13 protein-coding genes are annotated in these 16,097 nt (G+C 68.2%); 6 read left to right on the forward strand and 7 right to left on the reverse strand.

Annotated elements, in window-relative coordinates; all coding sequences use genetic code 11:
- Positions 1 to 16 precede the first annotated feature (16 nt).
- The 4 genes from BDO18943_RS07055 to BDO18943_RS07070 all read right to left on the reverse strand — a co-directional run bounded on the left by BDO18943_RS07055 (position 17) and on the right by BDO18943_RS07070 (position 4,361).
- Positions 17 to 1,186: an MFS transporter gene (locus BDO18943_RS07055; protein ID WP_175021792.1), complete on the reverse strand. Its 1,170-nt coding sequence runs from the start codon at positions 1,184 to 1,186 to the stop codon at positions 17 to 19.
- Positions 1,187 to 1,424: 238 nt separating this feature from the next.
- The gene (gene bluB / locus BDO18943_RS07060; protein ID WP_175021793.1) at positions 1,425 to 2,168 is read right to left on the reverse strand and encodes a 5,6-dimethylbenzimidazole synthase; all 744 of its coding nucleotides are present in this window, start codon (positions 2,166 to 2,168) and stop codon (positions 1,425 to 1,427) included.
- 180 nt (positions 2,169 to 2,348) lie between these two features.
- A complete protein-coding gene (locus BDO18943_RS07065) occupies positions 2,349 to 3,347 on the reverse strand; it encodes a 2-hydroxyacid dehydrogenase (protein WP_043189380.1) in 999 nt (332 codons plus the stop codon).
- A 30-nt stretch (positions 3,348 to 3,377) separates the two neighbouring features.
- Complete coding sequence (locus tag BDO18943_RS07070; protein WP_175021794.1) at positions 3,378 to 4,361, reverse strand: LysR family transcriptional regulator; 984 nt, start codon at positions 4,359 to 4,361, stop codon at positions 3,378 to 3,380.
- Between the two features lie 755 nt (positions 4,362 to 5,116).
- Between BDO18943_RS07070 and BDO18943_RS07075 the strand changes: the two genes are divergently transcribed.
- Positions 5,117 to 6,328 carry a pyridoxal-phosphate-dependent aminotransferase family protein gene (locus tag BDO18943_RS07075; RefSeq protein WP_089449996.1) on the forward strand — a complete coding sequence of 404 codons (1,212 nt, stop codon included), beginning with the start codon at positions 5,117 to 5,119 and terminating at the stop codon, positions 6,326 to 6,328.
- Between the two features lie 27 nt (positions 6,329 to 6,355).
- On the opposite strand, the gene BDO18943_RS07080 is transcribed toward BDO18943_RS07075, so the two are convergent.
- Positions 6,356 to 7,291, reverse strand: a complete 936-nt coding sequence (locus tag BDO18943_RS07080) for an AraC family transcriptional regulator (protein ID WP_175021795.1) — start codon at positions 7,289 to 7,291, stop codon at positions 6,356 to 6,358.
- 136 nt (positions 7,292 to 7,427) lie between these two features.
- Between BDO18943_RS07080 and BDO18943_RS07085 the strand changes: the two genes are divergently transcribed.
- Positions 7,428 to 8,318 carry a DMT family transporter gene (locus BDO18943_RS07085; protein ID WP_043189370.1) on the forward strand — a complete coding sequence of 297 codons (891 nt, stop codon included), beginning with the start codon at positions 7,428 to 7,430 and terminating at the stop codon, positions 8,316 to 8,318.
- 122 nt (positions 8,319 to 8,440) lie between these two features.
- On the opposite strand, the gene BDO18943_RS07090 is transcribed toward BDO18943_RS07085, so the two are convergent.
- Complete coding sequence (locus BDO18943_RS07090; RefSeq protein WP_175021796.1) at positions 8,441 to 9,655, reverse strand: MFS transporter; 1,215 nt, start codon at positions 9,653 to 9,655, stop codon at positions 8,441 to 8,443.
- Positions 9,656 to 9,992: 337 nt separating this feature from the next.
- On the opposite strand from BDO18943_RS07090, the gene xdhA reads away from it, so the two are divergent.
- The 4 genes from xdhA to BDO18943_RS07110 all read left to right on the forward strand — a co-directional run bounded on the left by xdhA (position 9,993) and on the right by BDO18943_RS07110 (position 15,102).
- A complete protein-coding gene (xdhA, locus tag BDO18943_RS07095) occupies positions 9,993 to 11,537 on the forward strand; it encodes a xanthine dehydrogenase small subunit (protein ID WP_175021797.1) in 1,545 nt (514 codons plus the stop codon).
- Positions 11,538 to 11,555: 18 nt separating this feature from the next.
- A complete protein-coding gene (gene xdhB, locus BDO18943_RS07100; protein WP_175021798.1) occupies positions 11,556 to 13,910 on the forward strand; it encodes a xanthine dehydrogenase molybdopterin binding subunit in 2,355 nt (784 codons plus the stop codon).
- A gap of 84 nt (positions 13,911 to 13,994) precedes the next feature.
- Positions 13,995 to 14,612 carry a xanthine dehydrogenase accessory protein XdhC gene (xdhC, locus tag BDO18943_RS07105; RefSeq protein WP_175021799.1) on the forward strand — a complete coding sequence of 206 codons (618 nt, stop codon included), beginning with the start codon at positions 13,995 to 13,997 and terminating at the stop codon, positions 14,610 to 14,612.
- An 88-nt stretch (positions 14,613 to 14,700) separates the two neighbouring features.
- Positions 14,701 to 15,102, forward strand: a complete 402-nt coding sequence (locus BDO18943_RS07110; RefSeq protein WP_175021800.1) for a nuclear transport factor 2 family protein — start codon at positions 14,701 to 14,703, stop codon at positions 15,100 to 15,102.
- Positions 15,103 to 15,136: 34 nt separating this feature from the next.
- Here the strand turns inward: BDO18943_RS07110 and BDO18943_RS07115 are convergent, their stop codons facing one another.
- Positions 15,137 to 16,084 (reverse strand): LysR family transcriptional regulator, encoded by a 948-nt coding sequence (locus BDO18943_RS07115; RefSeq protein ID WP_043189348.1) that lies wholly within the window; start codon positions 16,082 to 16,084, stop codon positions 15,137 to 15,139.
- Positions 16,085 to 16,097 lie beyond the last annotated feature (13 nt).

Here is a 16,097-nt window from a genome sequence, read left to right on the forward strand (position 1 = left end):
TTTCAACAGGGTTGAGTTACACGTATTCGGTCGGCACGGCCACCGGGCGGCGTTCGAGCGACGCCGACCACAGCGTGAGCGCGAGTGCTGCGACGGCCATCGCGACGCCGACCCACGGCAGGTTCACGAGCGACATGCCGGAGCCGATCGCCATCCCGCCGAGCCACGCGCCGGTTGCGTTGCCGAGGTTGAACGCGCCCTGGTTCAGCGTCGACGCGAGGTTCGGCGCGTCGCTGGCGCGGTCGACGATCAGGATCTGCAGCGGCGGCACGATCGCGAACGCGAGGATGCCCCACACGAAGATCGTCGCGAGCGCGGCGAACGGCAGATGCATCGTGCCCGCGAACAGCGCGAGGATCACGCCGATCAAGGCGAGCGTCGCGATCAGCGACGGCATCCGGCGCCAGTCGGCGAGCTTGCCGCCGAGCGTGCCGCCGACCGTCAGGCCGAGGCCGAACAGCAGCAGCACATAGGTGACCTGGCGTGGCGAAAAGCCCGTCACGTCCTCGAGGATCGGCGTGATGTACGTGAACACGCTGAACAGGCTGGCCGATGCGAGCACGCTGATGCCGAGCACCATCAGCACCTGCGGATGCTTCAGCACGCTGAATTCGCGCGTGATGCTGGTGTCGGGCATCGCGAGGTTCTTCGGCAGGCAGACGGCGAGCGCGGCGGCCGCGGCAATGCCGATGCCGGTGACGGCCCAGAACGTCGCGCGCCAGCCGAACGCCTGGCCGAGCGCGGTGCCGAGCGGCACGCCGAGCATGTTTGCAAGGGTGAGGCCGGTGAACATCAGCGCGATCGCCTGCGCGCGACGGTTCGGCGCGACGAGGTTGCTCGCGACCACCGAGCCGATCCCGAAGAACGCGCCGTGGCAGAACGCGGTGACGACGCGTGCGGCCATCAGCACCGCATAGCCCGGTGCGATCGCGCAGAACAGGTTGCCCGCGATGAACAGCCCGATCAGGCCCATCAGCGCACGTTTGCGCGGCATCTTCGCGGTGACGATCGCGAGGATCGGCGCACCGATCGTCACGCCGAGCGCATAGCCGGACACGAGCATCCCGGCGGCCGGGATTGACACGCCGAGGTCGCGCGCGACATTGGGCAGCAGCCCCATGATCACGAACTCGGTGGTACCGATTCCAAATGCGGCGACGGCGAGGGCGAAAAGAGGTAAGGGCATCGCGGTAGGCTCGGGAATAGCCGCCGCTCGGGCGGGCGCGGGATGCGCGGGACGGGCGGACGGTAAGGCGAACGACAGCCGCGATTCTACTTCAGTGAAAACCCCTATGCTTGGGGCCAAAACGGATGTTGCCGGCGTGCGACGGGGCAGTGTGCGAGACGCTCACAGTGTGGGATTCGACGCGGTTTGCGGCGGCGAATGCGCCGTGGGCGGCGTGATGACGGCGGCGGGGTGGTCGTCAGGCGGAGCGTTCGGGGGATCCGTCGACACGGGTGCGCGATGCGCTTGCCGCATCCGCGTCGGCATCCACGGGCGACGACGGCGAGCCGGCGGCATCGCTCGCGGCCGGATCGTCCCAGCCGTTTTCGAACAGGCACGCTTCGATCGGCATCCGCGCAGCCCAACGCTCCTGCTCGAGCATCGGCTTCGCATAGAACGCATCGACGTGCCCGACGCACAGCACGGCGATCGGCTTCGCGCCGTTGGGCATCCGCAGCAGCGAGCGCAGCGCGTCGACGTCGAACAGCGATACCCAGCCCATCCCGAGCCCTTCGGCGCGGGCCGCGAGCCACATGTTCTGGATCGCGCACGCGGCGGACGCGAGATCCATCTCCGGCAACGTGCGGCGGCCGAACACATGGCGCTCGCGGCCGTCGGCGAGCGCGACGACCAGCAGCTCGCCGCATTCGCGCACGCCTTCGACCTTCAGCCGCATGAACTCATCCTGGCGCTCGCCGAGTGCGTCGGCGGTCGCGCGGCGCTCGGCCTCGACCAGCGCATGGATCGCGGTCCGCAGCGCGGGATCGGTGATGCGGATGAAGCGCCACGGCTGCATGAAGCCGACGCTCGGCGCGTGATGCGCCGCGCGCAGCAACCGTGCGAGCACGGCCGGATCGACGGGGGCCGGCGTGAAGTGGCGCATGTCGCGCCGTTCGAAAATGGCGCGGTAGACGGCGGCGATGTCGGAGTCGTCGAAACGCATGAGCAGGCGGGGGCGGGATAACGTCGGCGCAACGATAGCAGACGGCGCGCGGGAATCGTTACATCAGTCGAAACAAAGCGAGAAATTGTTGATGCAAAAGATCGCATTTTCAGTGCCGATCAAAAGCAAACGATTGCGGTGGCGCCGGTCACCATGAAATTGGCTGATTTCGTCGATTTGTCAGCGATTCGCCGTCACGACGTTCTGCGGCGTGCCCGCATGCCACGCCTCGATGTTCAGCAATGTGGTGTGCGCGATCTCGGCGAGCGCCTCGCGCGTGAAGAATGCCTGGTGCGACGTGACGATCACGTTCGGGAACGTCAGCAAGCGCGCGAGCACGTCGTCCTGCAGCGGCAGGTCGGAGTGATCCTCGAAGAAGAGTCCGCTTTCCTCTTCGTACACGTCGAGCCCGAGATGGCCGAGCTGGCCGCTCTTGAGCGCGTCGACCAGCGCCTGTGCATCGACGAGGCCGCCGCGCCCGGTGTTGATCAGCATCGCGCCGTGCTTCATCCGCGCGAGCGTCCGTTCGTTGATCAGATGGTGCGTCGACGGCAGCAACGGGCAGTGCAGGCTGACGATGTCGGCGTGGTGCAGCAACTCGTCGAGCTCGACATAGCGTGCGCCGAACGCGATCAGCTCGTCGTTGTACGGCGGCACCGAGTGCGCGAGCACATGCATCCCGAAGCCCATCATGATCTTCGCGAACACGCTGCCGATGATGCCGGTGCCGATCACGCCGACGGTCTTGCCGTGCAGGTCGAAGCCGAGCAGGCCGTTCAGCGAGAAGTCACCTTCGCGGGTGCGCGCGACGGCGCGCGGCAGGCGGCGGTTGAGCGCGAGGATCAGCGCGACCGCGTGCTCGGCCACAGCGTGCGGCGAATAGGCGGGTACGCGCACGACCGTGATGCCGAGCCGCTCGGCGGCGGCCAGGTCGACATGGTTGAAGCCCGCCGAGCGCAGCGCGATCAGGCGCGTGCCGCCGTCCGCCAGCCGTTCGAGCACCGCCGCGTCGACGGTGTCGTTGACGAACGGGCAGACGACGTCATAGCCATGCGCGAGGATCGCGGTTTCCGCGTCGAGGTGCGACGGCTGGAAGTGCAGCCGATAGCCGAACCGCCGGTTGGCGGCAGCAAACGAATCGTCGTCGTACTGCCGGCTGCTGAACAGGATCACGCGCACGCTGCACCTCCGATGGCTGACGCGCGCAGTTTACTGCAGGCCCGTGACGATGTCGGCGCGCTCGGGCCCGCGCGGCGGCAGCAGGAAGCCGTAGTCGGTCCGTTCGCGGGCCGGCTGCGCGCTGAAGTGATCGAGCGCGTGCTCGACGAAGCTGCGCGTCCGGGCAGGCACGTACTGGCGGTTCGGGTAGACGAGCGACAACTGCGTGTCGGGATCGTCGATCCGGTAGCCGGCCAGCAGACGCACGAGCGTGCCGTTTGCGAGCGCGCTGGCGACGCACGGCTCGGGCAGTACCGCGATGCCGGCACCGGCCACGGCGGCCGCCTGGACGAGCGCGAGCTGGTTGACCGTGCAGGCCGGACGCACCGTGACGGAATGCGCGATGCCGTCGTGGCCGACCAGTTGCCACGTGGGCGCATGCTGGTGCGGCGCGAGCGTGACCCAGTCGTGGCCCGGCAGGTCGTCGGGCACGCGGGGCTCGCCGCGTCGCTCGAGATAGGCCGGCGCCGCGACCGCGACGAACGGGTTCGGCGCGAGCGCGTGGCCGACCAGCGTCGGGTTGCCGTCGAGCCGGTTGCCGGTGACGATGCCGACGTCGTAACCCGAATCGAGCACGTCGAGCGGCCCCTCTGCGACGGTCAGTTGCACACGCAATTCGGGGTAGCGATGCCGGAAGCTGCTGACGAGCGGCGTCAGCGCAAGCGGCGACAGCAGGCCCGACGCGACGACGCGCAGCGTGCCGGCCGGTTCGCGCACGGCATGCGCGACGGACGATTCGAGGTGGTCGAATTCCTCGAGCAGCGCGCGACACCCGTCGAGGTAGCGCACGCCGGCCTCGGTGAGCGACAGGTTGCGCGTGGTGCGGTGGATCAGCCGTGTGTTCAGGTGGCCCTCGAGCATCGCGATCGAACGCGTGACGAGTGCATTGGACACGCCGAGATGGTGCGCCGCGCGCCGGAAGCTCTGCTGCTCGGCGACGCAGACGAATACACGCATGGTCTGAATCTGGTTCATGGCTTGCGTATTTCTGGCCCGGTTGATTGATTATGGTTGTGGTTTTTCGTCGCGCAACCCCGAAAGCGCATCGCGCGACACCCAGTTCTCCCTCGTATCGAAAAATCGCTTTTTTCGATTCCGCAGACGATTGTTCAATACGGAAGCGATATCCGTCAACCTGAGAAAAGGGGCGGGTTGCGAAAAATCGAATTCGGGGGTAACGCGTTAAACCCGGCGCTGTCTCGCTCGTCTGCCGTTCAAAGACGGCGGGGTATTCGAATAAGCATGGAGGGATCGAATATTTCGTATGTTAATCAATAGGTTGCAATCCAGCATGGCAGGCTTGTTCCGGTATTGACCGGAAGCGATCCCCAATACATGCCGGAATAATGGATGTTTTTCGCCCGTGCGTGGATTTTTCGTATCGGATTCTGTTCGGCGATTTTTATCGTGGATCCGGTCTATTTCGCTCGATACAAAGTCGCGCTGAACCGGCGATCTCGGCGAATCGTGCTGTTATTGACGGAGTAAATCGTGTGCTTGCTGCACGAATGGAACCGTTTCACAACCCGGCCGGCAATCTTTTTTCAATCCGGATGATTGGCGTGCGACCCGCGCGCGGCCGGCTGGCCCGGTGCGGCGACCGGGCCACCGTCGCGCTGTCCGGCCGCGGGTGCCTCTTGCGCGAGGCGGCGGAACGCGGAATGATCGATCAGTTCGCCATGTCGTGCGGCGGGCGCCCGTGCACTTCCTTTCCTCACTTTTTACCAGCCATGTCCATCGATTACTCGCCGATTCCCTGTCCCGTCGTCGTGCCGCTCGACGCGATCCTGCCCGAAGAACCGCTGCTGATGATGGGGGCCGGCCCGGTTCCGATCCCGGCCGCCGTCGCGAAGGCGAACACGATCGTGATCAACCACCTCGGCGCGACGATGGCGAAGATCATCGAGCAGGTGAAGGAGATGGCGCGCTATGTCTTCCAGACCCGCACGAAGTGGGTGCTCGGCGTCGCGGGCCCCGGTTCGGCCGCCATGGAAATGGCGATCTCGAACCTCGCGTGGCGCGGGACGCGCGTGCTGTCGATCCGCAACGGCTTCTTCAGCGCGCGGATGGCCGAGATGGCCACGCGCGTCGGCGCCGACGTCTCGACGCTCGAAGTGGCCGACCGCGCGGTCGCGAGTCTCGACGAGATCGCCGACGCGATCGCCCGCGAGCGGCCCGAGATCGTCACGATCGTGCAGGGCGAGACGTCGAACACCGTGTGGAACCGCGACCTGCGCGACATCGCGGCGCTCGCGAAGGCGGCCGGTGCGCTGGTGGTCGTCGATGCGGTGTGTACGCTGTCGACGATGCCGCTCGAAATGGACGCGTGGGGCATCGACGCGGTGATCACCGGCGGGCAGAAGGGGCTGTCGTCGATCCCCGGCGTGTCGCTGATCGCGTTCTCCGACGCCGCCTGGGACCGGATGAAGCAGCGCCCCGAGCCGAATGCGCACTGGTGCCTCGACATGGCGCTCGCGGAAAACTTCTGGCACAACGCGGGCTATCACTACACGGCGCCGGTGTCGGGCGTGCTCGCGCTGCACGAGGCGCTGCGGCTCGTTTGCGCGGAAACGCTCGAAAGCCGCTTCGCACGCCACCTGCGCTGCTCGCTCGCGCTGCAGGCGGGCGTCGAGGCGATGGGGCTCAAGCTCTATGCGCCGAAGGACTGCCGGCTCAATTCGGTGGTCGGGATCGAGACGCCCGAGGGGCTGACGCCCGGGATGGTCTGCGGCCATATCTCGAAGCAGTACCAGGTCGAGATTTCGGGCTCGTTCGGGTTGCCGATCGTGCGGATCGGCCAGATGGGCGAGCAGTGCCGCGAACACAACCTGTTTCGCACGCTGCACGCGTTCGGCCGCACGATGGTCGACCTGAAGGTGCCGGTCGATCTGCCGGCCGGTGTCGCGGCGCTTGAACAGGAACTGTCGCAGCGCGGCGCGTAAGCCGCGAAACGACGAGAGGGGCCGCGCTCAGCGGCCCTGCATCGCGCGCCGGTACGTATTCGGCGTCGTGCCGTGCGCGTCGCGAAAGCGATGGCCGAAGTGGCCGGCGTTCGCATAGCCGCAGTCGGCCGCGATCTGCGCGAGCGGCAGCGCCGTCGTGCGCAGCAACTCGCGCGCTCGCGCCAGCCGTTGCTCGGCCACCCACGCGTGCGGTGCGCGGCCGAACGACAGCCGGAACATCCGCGAGAAGTGGTATTCGGACAGCGCGGCGACGTCGGCGAGTTCGCCGAGCGTCAGCGGTTGCGTCAGGTAGGTGTCGATGTAGTCGCGCACGCGGCGGCGCACGGCCGGCGCGAGCCCGCCGCGGAACGACGTGTCGGTGCGCGTCGTGCTCTGCCCGCGCAGCAGCAGGCTCAGCACCTCGTGCGCGGTCTCGTTCACGCGCAGCCGTTCGTCGGCATCGTCCCAGCCGTCCAGCGCGAGCGAACGCAGCAGCGTCGCGACGCGCGCATCCTCGAAGTAGGTGCGGTCGGCGAGCTTCAGCTCGCGCGGCTCGCGGTCGAGTTCGCGGATCGCGCGCTGCGTGAAGTGTTCGGGCAGGAAATACAGGTGGATGAAGTGCATCTCGCCGCGCACCCACCAGCGCGATTCATGGTCGCCCGGCAGCGCGCACAGCAGGCTCGGCGCGCCGTAGCGCGGCACGCGCTGGCGTTCCGTCCGGTAGCCGCCGTCGAGGTAGCACGACAGCGTATGGTGGCCGGGCTGTTCGTAGACCGTCTCGCTTTCATCGGTGATCCGCGTCCATTCGGCGATCGCGAGATGGTCGCCGAGCCACGCGAAGCGCTCGAGCGTCGCGTTCGCGTCGGCGAGCGTGCGGCAGACCGACTGCAGGCCGAACGGCAGATCGCCGCCGGCCAGGGCGGCGGGGTGATCGACAGGCGGGGCGGACAGGGAGAGGCTCATGATGGGCCGAGTATAAGCGGGTGCGCGGCGCCGCGTGCGGCGACCCGAAAAAGACCGCAATTCCGGACAATCGGCGCGCGCCGGGCGGCGGCATAGTCGGGATCCGTTTCACCTGTTTTTTCGGATCGTTGCCGCCATGAACCTGTCGCTTTATTTCGTCACCGTGCTGATCTGGGGCACCACCTGGATCGCGATCAAGTGGCAGCTCGGCTCCGTGCCGCCACCCGTGTCGATTGCATGGCGCTTCTGGCTCGCGGCCGCCGTGCTGTTCGCGCTGCTGCGCGTGATGCGCCGGCCGGTGCGCCCGCCGCGCGAAGCGTGGCGCTTTCTGCTGGCGCAAGGCTTCGCGCTGTTCTGTCTGAACTTCCTGTGCTTCTACTACTCGGAGCAGGTCGTGCCGAGCGGCCTCGTCGCGGTGATTTTCTCGACCGCGCCGCTGTTGAACTCGATCAACGGCCGGCTGTTCATGGGCCGTCCGCTGCGGCCGTCGGCGATCGCCGGTGCGCTGCTCGGGCTGGCCGGCATCGCGTGCCTGTTCTGGCAGCAGATGGCCGGCCATCTCGACGACCACGCGACCTGGACGGGGCTCGCGATCGCGTTCGCGGGCACGATGTGCTTCTCGGCCGGCAACCTGCTGTCGAGCCGGATGCAGTCGATGGGGCTGCACCCGCTCGTGACCAACGGCTGGGCGATGCTGATCGGCGCCACGATCCTGACCGTCGGCAGCGCGGTGGCCGGGTTGCCGTTCACGCTCGACACGAGCCCGCGCTATCTCGGCGCGCTCGTCTACCTGGCCGTGCCGGGCTCGGTGATCGGCTTTACCGCGTATCTGACCCTGGTCGGCCGGATCGGGCCGGAGCGTGCCGCGTATTGCACGGTGCTGTTCCCGATCGTCGCGCTGGCCGTGTCGACGGTGTTCGAGGGCTATCAGTGGTCGCCGCTCGCGGTGGTCGGGCTGCTGCTTGTCGTGGCCGGCAACCTGGTCGCGTTCGACCTGACGCGGCGGTTGTTTCTGCGGACCGCCTGACCGGCTTGCCCGCCGTACCGGCCCCGTCCGGATACAAAAACGCCCGCGCGATGCGGGCGTTTTCTTTTGGGCGGCCGGCGGTGACAACCGCGCGACCGGCCTCCGTGCGGCAAGCGACGCGCTCAGGCCGCCGCGCTGCTTCCCTCGACCCGCGCCTGCCGCTGGTACAGCACCATCGACAGCGCCACGCCCGCGGCAGCCGCCACCGCCGCGAACAGGAACACCTGCGGATAGCCGAACGCGCCCGCGACATAGCCGGCGAGCGGGCCCGTGATGCCGAGCGACAGGTCGAGGAACACCGAATACGCGGACAGCGCCGCGCCGCGGCTCGCGGGCGGCACGAGCGCGACGGCTTCGACGCCGAGCGCCGGGAAGATCAGCGCGAAGCCGAAGCCCGTCAGCGCGGCGCCGACGAGCGCGACGTGCGGCACGGGCGCGAGCCACAGCAGCACGAGGCCCGAGCATTCGAATGCGAACGACACGATCGCGACGCGGAAGCCGCCGTAGATCTTGATCGTGTTCGCGAACAGCAGGCGCGCACCGATGAACAGCGTGCCGAACACGGTCAGCGACAGCGCGGCGTTCGGCCAGTGGCGCGCCGCGTAGTACAGCGTGACGAAGGTCGCGATCGAGCCGAAGCCGGCCGAGCCGAGCGCGAGGCCGAGGCCGTGCGGCAGCACGCGCGTGAACACGCTCGCATACGACATCCGCTCGCCGTGCACGAGCGGCACGGAAGCGATCAGGCGCGCGAGGTAGAAGCCGGTCGCGGCCAGCGCGATCACGATCACGCCGATCAGCGCCGGATTCAGCGTATGCGCGATCGCGACGCCGACCGGCGCGCCGAGCGCGAGCGCGCCGTAGGTCGCGATGCCGTTCCACGAGATCACCTTCGCGTTGTGCGTGACGCCGACCCGGCCGATGCCCCACAGGATCGCGCCGGTGCCGCACAGGCTCTCGCCGACGCCGAGCACGAGCCGGCTCGCGACCAGCAGCACGAGGCTCGCGACCGGCCAGTGCGCGAGCAGCAGCGCGACGAGCAGCAGCACACCCGACACACCGCAACCGACCAGCCCGCGCAGCACCGTCTGCTTCGGCCCGAGCGTATCGGCCAGGCGCCCCGCGAGCGGCCGCGATGCGAGCGTCGCGAAGTACTGGACGCTGATCGCACCGCCCGCGACGATCGCGGAGAAGCCGAGGTCGTCATGGACGAAGCCCGGCAGCACCGCGAGCGGCAGGCCGATGGTCAGGTAGCAGATGAACGTGAAGCAGACGACGGACACGATTTGCAGCGTGACCGCGAACCCGCTGCGCGGCGGTGTGGCGGAATCGGTTGACATGGGGTCGGAACGAATGAACGAAGCGGACGGGGGACGGCGAAAAAGGGAATCGGGATTTTCCCATGGAACCGGTTTTCACGCAGGTACCATTTAGTTAATCGCGACCTGTTTTTGAGGATGACGGACGGTTGCGGGGGCGCAGGGAAGGGCCTGGGAGCCCCACGTGGAAAGGCCGCCGAGCGGCCCCGGCGCTCATATCGCGGCAGTTATATGGGCCCCATGCGTGATGGGCTATGGGTTGCGGAATTTGATGGTGATAGCGTGCAAACTGTCAGAAAAACGTCGGTCGAGTGCACTGCGCAGGCCGCCTTGCCCCCATTTGAAGAATCATCGAGACATGAGTGAGCCGATCCGCTTCTACCATCGTCACGCGATCCGCGAAGTCAGCGGCGCGGACGTTACCCGCACCGTGCTGCAATACCTGCGCGAGGACGCGCATTGCACCGGCACCAAGGAAGGCTGCGCGGAAGGCGACTGCGGCGCGTGCACGGTCGTCGTCGGCGAGCTGACCGACGCCGGCGCGGTCGAGTTCAAGGCCGTCAACGCATGCATCCAGTTCCTGCCGACGCTCGACGGCAAGGCGCTGCTGACGGTCGAGGACCTGCGCCAGCCGGACGGCTCGCTGCATCCGGTGCAGCAGGCGATGGTCGACTGCCATGGTTCGCAATGCGGGTTCTGCACGCCCGGCTTCGTGATGTCGATGTGGGCACTTTACGAGAAGCACGGCCACGAAGGCTGCGGCAGCGCGTGTGCGAAGGCGAAGGACGTGCCGACGCGCACTGAGATCGCCGATGCGCTGACGGGCAACCTGTGCCGCTGCACCGGCTATCGCCCGATCGTCGATGCGGCCGTGCAGATGTTCGATGCACCGGCGCCGTCGGCGCCGGTCGACACGGCCGCGCTGGCCCGCACGCTCGCGTCGCTCAAGCGCGACGACACCTTCGACTACACGACGATCAACGGTGCGCGCTTCGCGGCGCCGCGCACGCTCGACGCGCTGGCCGCGCTGAAGGCCGAGCGGCCGGACGCGCGCATCCTCGCAGGCAGCACCGACATCGGCCTGTGGGTCACCAAGCAGATGCGCCGGCTCGACGACCTGATCTACGTCGGCCAGATCGCCGAACTGCAGCGCGTCGTGGAACGCGGCGACTGGATCGAGATCGGCGCGGGCGTGACGGTCGAGAACGCGTATGCGGCGCTGGCTGGTACGTATCCGGAGCTGATCGAGATGTGGAAGCGCTTCGCGTCGCTGCCGATCCGCAACGCGGGCACGATCGGCGGCAACGTCGCGAACGGCTCGCCGATCGGCGACTCGATGCCGGGCCTGATCGCGCTCGGCGCGCGCGTGGTGCTGCGCGGCGGCGACACGGTGCGCGAGCTGCCGCTCGAGGCGCTGTACACGGGCTACCAGCAGAAGGACATGGCGCCGCACGAATTCGTCGTCGGCCTGAAGGTGCCGACCCGCACCGGCGCGCGCGAGAAGCTGCAGTTCCGTACCTACAAGCTGTCGAAGCGGTTCGACTCCGACATCTCGGCCGTGTGCGCGGCGTTCGCGTTCATCGCGGACGGCGACATGATCCGCGAGCCGCGCATCGCGTTCGGCGGGATGGCCGCGACGCCGAAGCGCGCGGCCCACACGGAAGCCGTGCTCGACGGCGCGCAGTGGCACGAAGCCACCGCGCAGGCCGCGATGCAGGCGCTCGAGCGCGACTACCAGCCGCTGTCCGACATGCGCGCGACGAACACGTATCGCCTCGATACCGCGAAAAACCTGATGTACCGATTCTGGCTGGAGACGCGCCCGCACGACCCGCTGCCGCCGCAAGCCCTGAATGTGCGTGAAGTGGCCGCTGAAGTCGGCACCGACGCGGCGCGCGTCTGAAGACGGAGAACACCGAACATGAACCAGCAAGCAGAACCGTTCCTGAGCACCCTCGACCCGCAAGCCGACGCCGCGCAGGTGCACGTCTCGCGCGCGCACGAATCCGCGCACCTTCACGTGAGCGGGCGTGCCACCTACACCGACGACATCCCGGTCGTCGCCGGCACGCTGCACGCGGCGCTCGGCCTGTCGGCGAAGCCGCATGCGCGGATCGTGTCGATGAACTTCGACGCGGTGCGCGCGACGCCGGGCGTGGTCGCCGTGTTTACGGCCGACGACATCCCGGGCGTCAACGATTGCGGCCCGATCATCCACGACGACCCGGTGCTCGCGAAGGGCATCGTGCAGTTCGTCGGCCAGCCGATGTTCATCGTCGTCGCGACGTCGCATGAAACCGCGCGGCTCGCCGCGCGCCGCGCACAGGTCGACTACGAGGAGCTGCCGGCGATCCTCACCGCGCAGGAAGCGCGCGCGGCCGAAACCTACGTGATCCCGCCGCTGAAGCTCGCGCGCGGCGACGCGGCTGCGCGGCTCGCCGTCGCGCCGCACCGCAAGTCGGGCGAAATGCTGCTCGGCGGCCAGGAGCAGTTCTACCTCGAAGGGCAGATCGCGTACGCGGTGCCGAAGGACGACGACGGGATGCACGTGTACTGCTCGACGCAGCACCCGAGCGAGATGCAGCACCTCGTCGCGCACGTGCTCGGCGTCGCGTCGCACAACGTGCTCGTCGAATGCCGCCGGATGGGCGGCGGGTTCGGCGGCAAGGAATCGCAGTCGGGCCTGTTCGCGTGCTGCGCGGCGCTTGCCGCATGGAAGCTGCTGTGCCCGGTGAAGCTGCGTCCGGACCGCGACGACGACATGATGATCACCGGCAAGCGGCACGATTTCCATTACCGCTTCGACGTCGGCTACGACGACGACGGCCGCATCGACGGCGTGGCGCTCGACATGACGTCGCGCTGCGGCTTCTCGGCCGACCTGTCGGGCCCGGTGATGACGCGCGCGGTGTGCCACTTCGACAACGCATACTGGCTGGGCGACGTGAACATCGCCGGCTACTGCGGCAAGACCAACACGCAGTCGAACACCGCGTTCCGCGGGTTCGGCGGCCCGCAGGGCGCGTTCGCGATCGAGTACATCCTCGACGACGTCGCGCGTTCGCTCGATCGCGATCCGCTCGACGTCCGTTACGCGAACCTGTACGGCAAGACCGAACGCAACGTCACGCCGTACGGGCAGACGGTCGAGGACAATGTGCTGCAGGAACTGCTCGGCGAACTCGAGGCGACGAGCGACTACCGCGCGCGGCGCGCGGGCGTGCGCGCATTCAACGCGCGCAACACGGTGCTGAAGAAGGGCATCGCGATCACGCCGGTGAAGTTCGGCATTGCGTTCAACGTCACGCACTTCAACCAGGCCGGCGCGCTGGTGCACATCTACACCGACGGCTCGGTGCTCGTGAACCACGGCGGCACGGAGATGGGGCAGGGGCTCAACACGAAGGTCGCGCAGGTCGTCGCGCATGAGCTCGGCATCCGCTTCGGCCGGATCCGCGTGACGGCGACCGACACCAGCAAGGTCGCGAACACGTCCGCGACGGCCGCGTCGACGGGCTCGGACCTGAACGGCAAGGCCGCGCAGGATGCGGCGCGCCAGTTGCGCGAGCGGCTCGCGGTGTTCGCGGCGAAGCAGTTCGGCGACGGCAAGGTCGATGCGGCCGACGTGAAGTTCGGCAACGACTTCGTGTGGGTCGGCGGCAACGGCGTGCCGTTCGGCGAAGTGATCGCGAAGGCGTACCTCGCGCGCGTGCAGCTGTGGTCCGACGGTTTCTACGCGACGCCTAAGCTGTACTGGGATCAGTCGAAGCTGCAGGGCCGGCCGTTCTACTACTACTCGTACGGCGCGGCCGTGTCGGAAGTCGTGATCGACACGCTGACGGGCGAGATGCGCACGCTGCGCGTCGATGCACTGCACGACGTGGGCGCGTCGCTGAACCCGGCGCTCGATATCGGCCAGGTCGAAGGCGCGTTCATCCAGGGGATGGGCTGGCTCACGACCGAGGAGCTGTGGTGGAACCAGGGCGGCAAGCTGATGACGCATGCGCCGTCCACGTACAAGATCCCGACGGTGAACGACACGCCGCCCGAATTCAACGTGCAGCTGTTCAAGAACCGCAACGTCGAGGACAGCATCCACCGTTCGAAGGCCGTCGGCGAGCCGCCGCTGCTGCTGCCGTTCTCGGTGTTCTTCGCGGTGCGCGATGCCGTGGCCGCGGTCGGCGACTACAAGGTGAACCCGCCGCTCGATGCGCCGGCTACCGGCGAGTCGATCCTGCGCGCGGTCAGCGCAGTGCGTGCGGCGAAGGCAGGCTGAGATGAAACGGCCCCCACGTTCTCTTCGTTCGCTGCCCCCCGTGGGGGCGGTCAGCCTCCTTGGGGCGGCCCGGCGGAGGCTGACATGAACGGCCCCGCACGCTCGCTCCGCACCGCGTCGACCCCGGCGTTCGCGCCGGGCACCGGCCAGCGCAACCGCGCGACCGGCACGCCGGCGCCGATGCACATCGTGCTGTTCGGCGCCGGGCACGTCGGTCACGCGCTCGTCACGCTGTTCGGCGCGCTGCCGTGCGTCGTGCAGTGGGTCGATACGCGCGACGAGCTGTTCCCGGACGAATGTCCGCCGAACGTGCAGCCGGAGCCGACCGACACGCCGGAGGCCGTCGTCGACGCGGCGCCGCCCGGCGCGTACTTCCTCGTGATGACGCACAACCACGCGCTCGACTTCTCGCTCGCCGCGCAGATCATGCGGCGGCGCGACTACGCGTACTTCGGGATGATCGGCTCGCGCACCAAGCGCGTGAAGTTCGAGCGGCGGCTTGCCGCGCGCGGCGTCGATCCGGCGCGGCTCGTGGAGATGGTGTGCCCGATCGGCGTCGCGGGCATCGTCGACAAGGCGCCGGGCGCGATCGCGGTGGCCGTGTGCGCGGAGCTGCTGCAGGCGCGCTCGGGCATGCCGGTGGCCGAAGCGAAGGCAGCCGCAGCGGGGCGGGCACGCGACGACGTGTCCTGCGCGCGGTAGCGCCGCGCGGCCAGCGCAGGGCCGCGCGTTTTTGCATACACTGCACGACGACGCGCGGCATCGGGCCGCGCCTTACCGTGCACATGCCATGTCCGATCATCAGGTTTATCTCGACACGCTCGAATCGAGCCTCGTCGCCATCGAGCGCTGGCTATCCGGCGTCGATACCGCGCCCGAGGCGCTCGACGCGATGCTCGCACCGTTTTCCGCCGATTTCACGATGATCCTGACCGACGGCCGCGAGGTCGACCACGACGGTACGCGCGCACTGTTCGCAAAGCTCGCCGGCGCGAAGCCGGGGCTGCGCATCACGCTGTCGGACACTCGCGTACTTGCGGCCGACGCGTCGCATGCGACGCTCACCTATCTCGAAGCGCAGCACGCGGCTTCGGGCGAACTGCCTGCGCGCCGTGCAACCGCCGTGTTCGAGCGCGACGCGGCGGGCGTCGTGCGCTGGACCCATCTGCAGGAAACCTTCTGCACGGCCTGAACTCGAGCGGCCGTGCCGCGTTTTGCGCCGCGGCTCAGCGCTTGCGGCTGCGGGGAACCGTCAGCTCGTCGGACACGCTCTGCATCAGCGCGCACAGCCACGCGATGTCGGTCGGGCGGTCGGGCTGCGGATGCGTGAGCAGGTAGCTCTTGATGCGCGGGAACGGTACGGGCGGCGTGACGACCACGAGCGGCAGCAACTGCGCATAGTGCGTCGCGAAGCGGCGCGTCGTCGTGAAGATCAGGTCCGACTGCAGCAGCACCTGCGGGACGATCCCGAAATACGGCAGCGTCGTCACGATGCGCCGCGTGAGGCGTGCGCGCGCGAGGCCGATCTCGATCGCGTTGCGCTTGTCGCCGGTGTACGGCGTCGGCGCGACGTGCGCGGCCGACGCATACGCTTCACGCGTGAGCGGCACGCGTGCGAGCGGGTGCGCATCGCGCATCAGGCACACGATCGTGTCGGAGAACAGGTCCTGGCGCGCGAACTGCGGGTCGGGCTTCGGCCAGTTGCCGATCACGAGATCGAGCGCGCCGGATTCGAGCGCGCCCGCGTGATCGAGCGCGGGATTCAGCGAATCGATTTCCAGATGGGCATGCGGCGCCGCGTCGCGAAAGCGCTCGATCAGCGTCGGCATGAAGAAATCGTTCAGGTAGTCGGGCGCGGCGACGCGGAACGTGCGCCTTGCGGACGACGGATCGAAATCGCCGTGCGGCGTCGCGATGAAGTCGACCTCGCGCAGCGCGCGCTGCGCGGCCTCGAGCAGCGACGCGCCGTATTCGGTCGGCACCATGCCGGATTTGCCGCGCACGAGGATCGGGTCGTTCAGCGTCTCGCGCAGCTTGCGCAGCGCGGTGCTGATCGCGGGCTGGGTCTGGTTCAGCCGCAGCGCGGCCTGCGTGACGCTGCGCTCGAGCAGCAGCGTGCGCAACACGCGCACGAGCCAGATATCGAGCGAGGCGGTACGGTCGTCGTCTTCCATCGGTTGGGGTGAT

The organism is Burkholderia aenigmatica, from assembly GCF_902499175.1.
Taxonomy (GTDB): Bacteria; Pseudomonadota; Gammaproteobacteria; order Burkholderiales; family Burkholderiaceae; genus Burkholderia; species Burkholderia aenigmatica.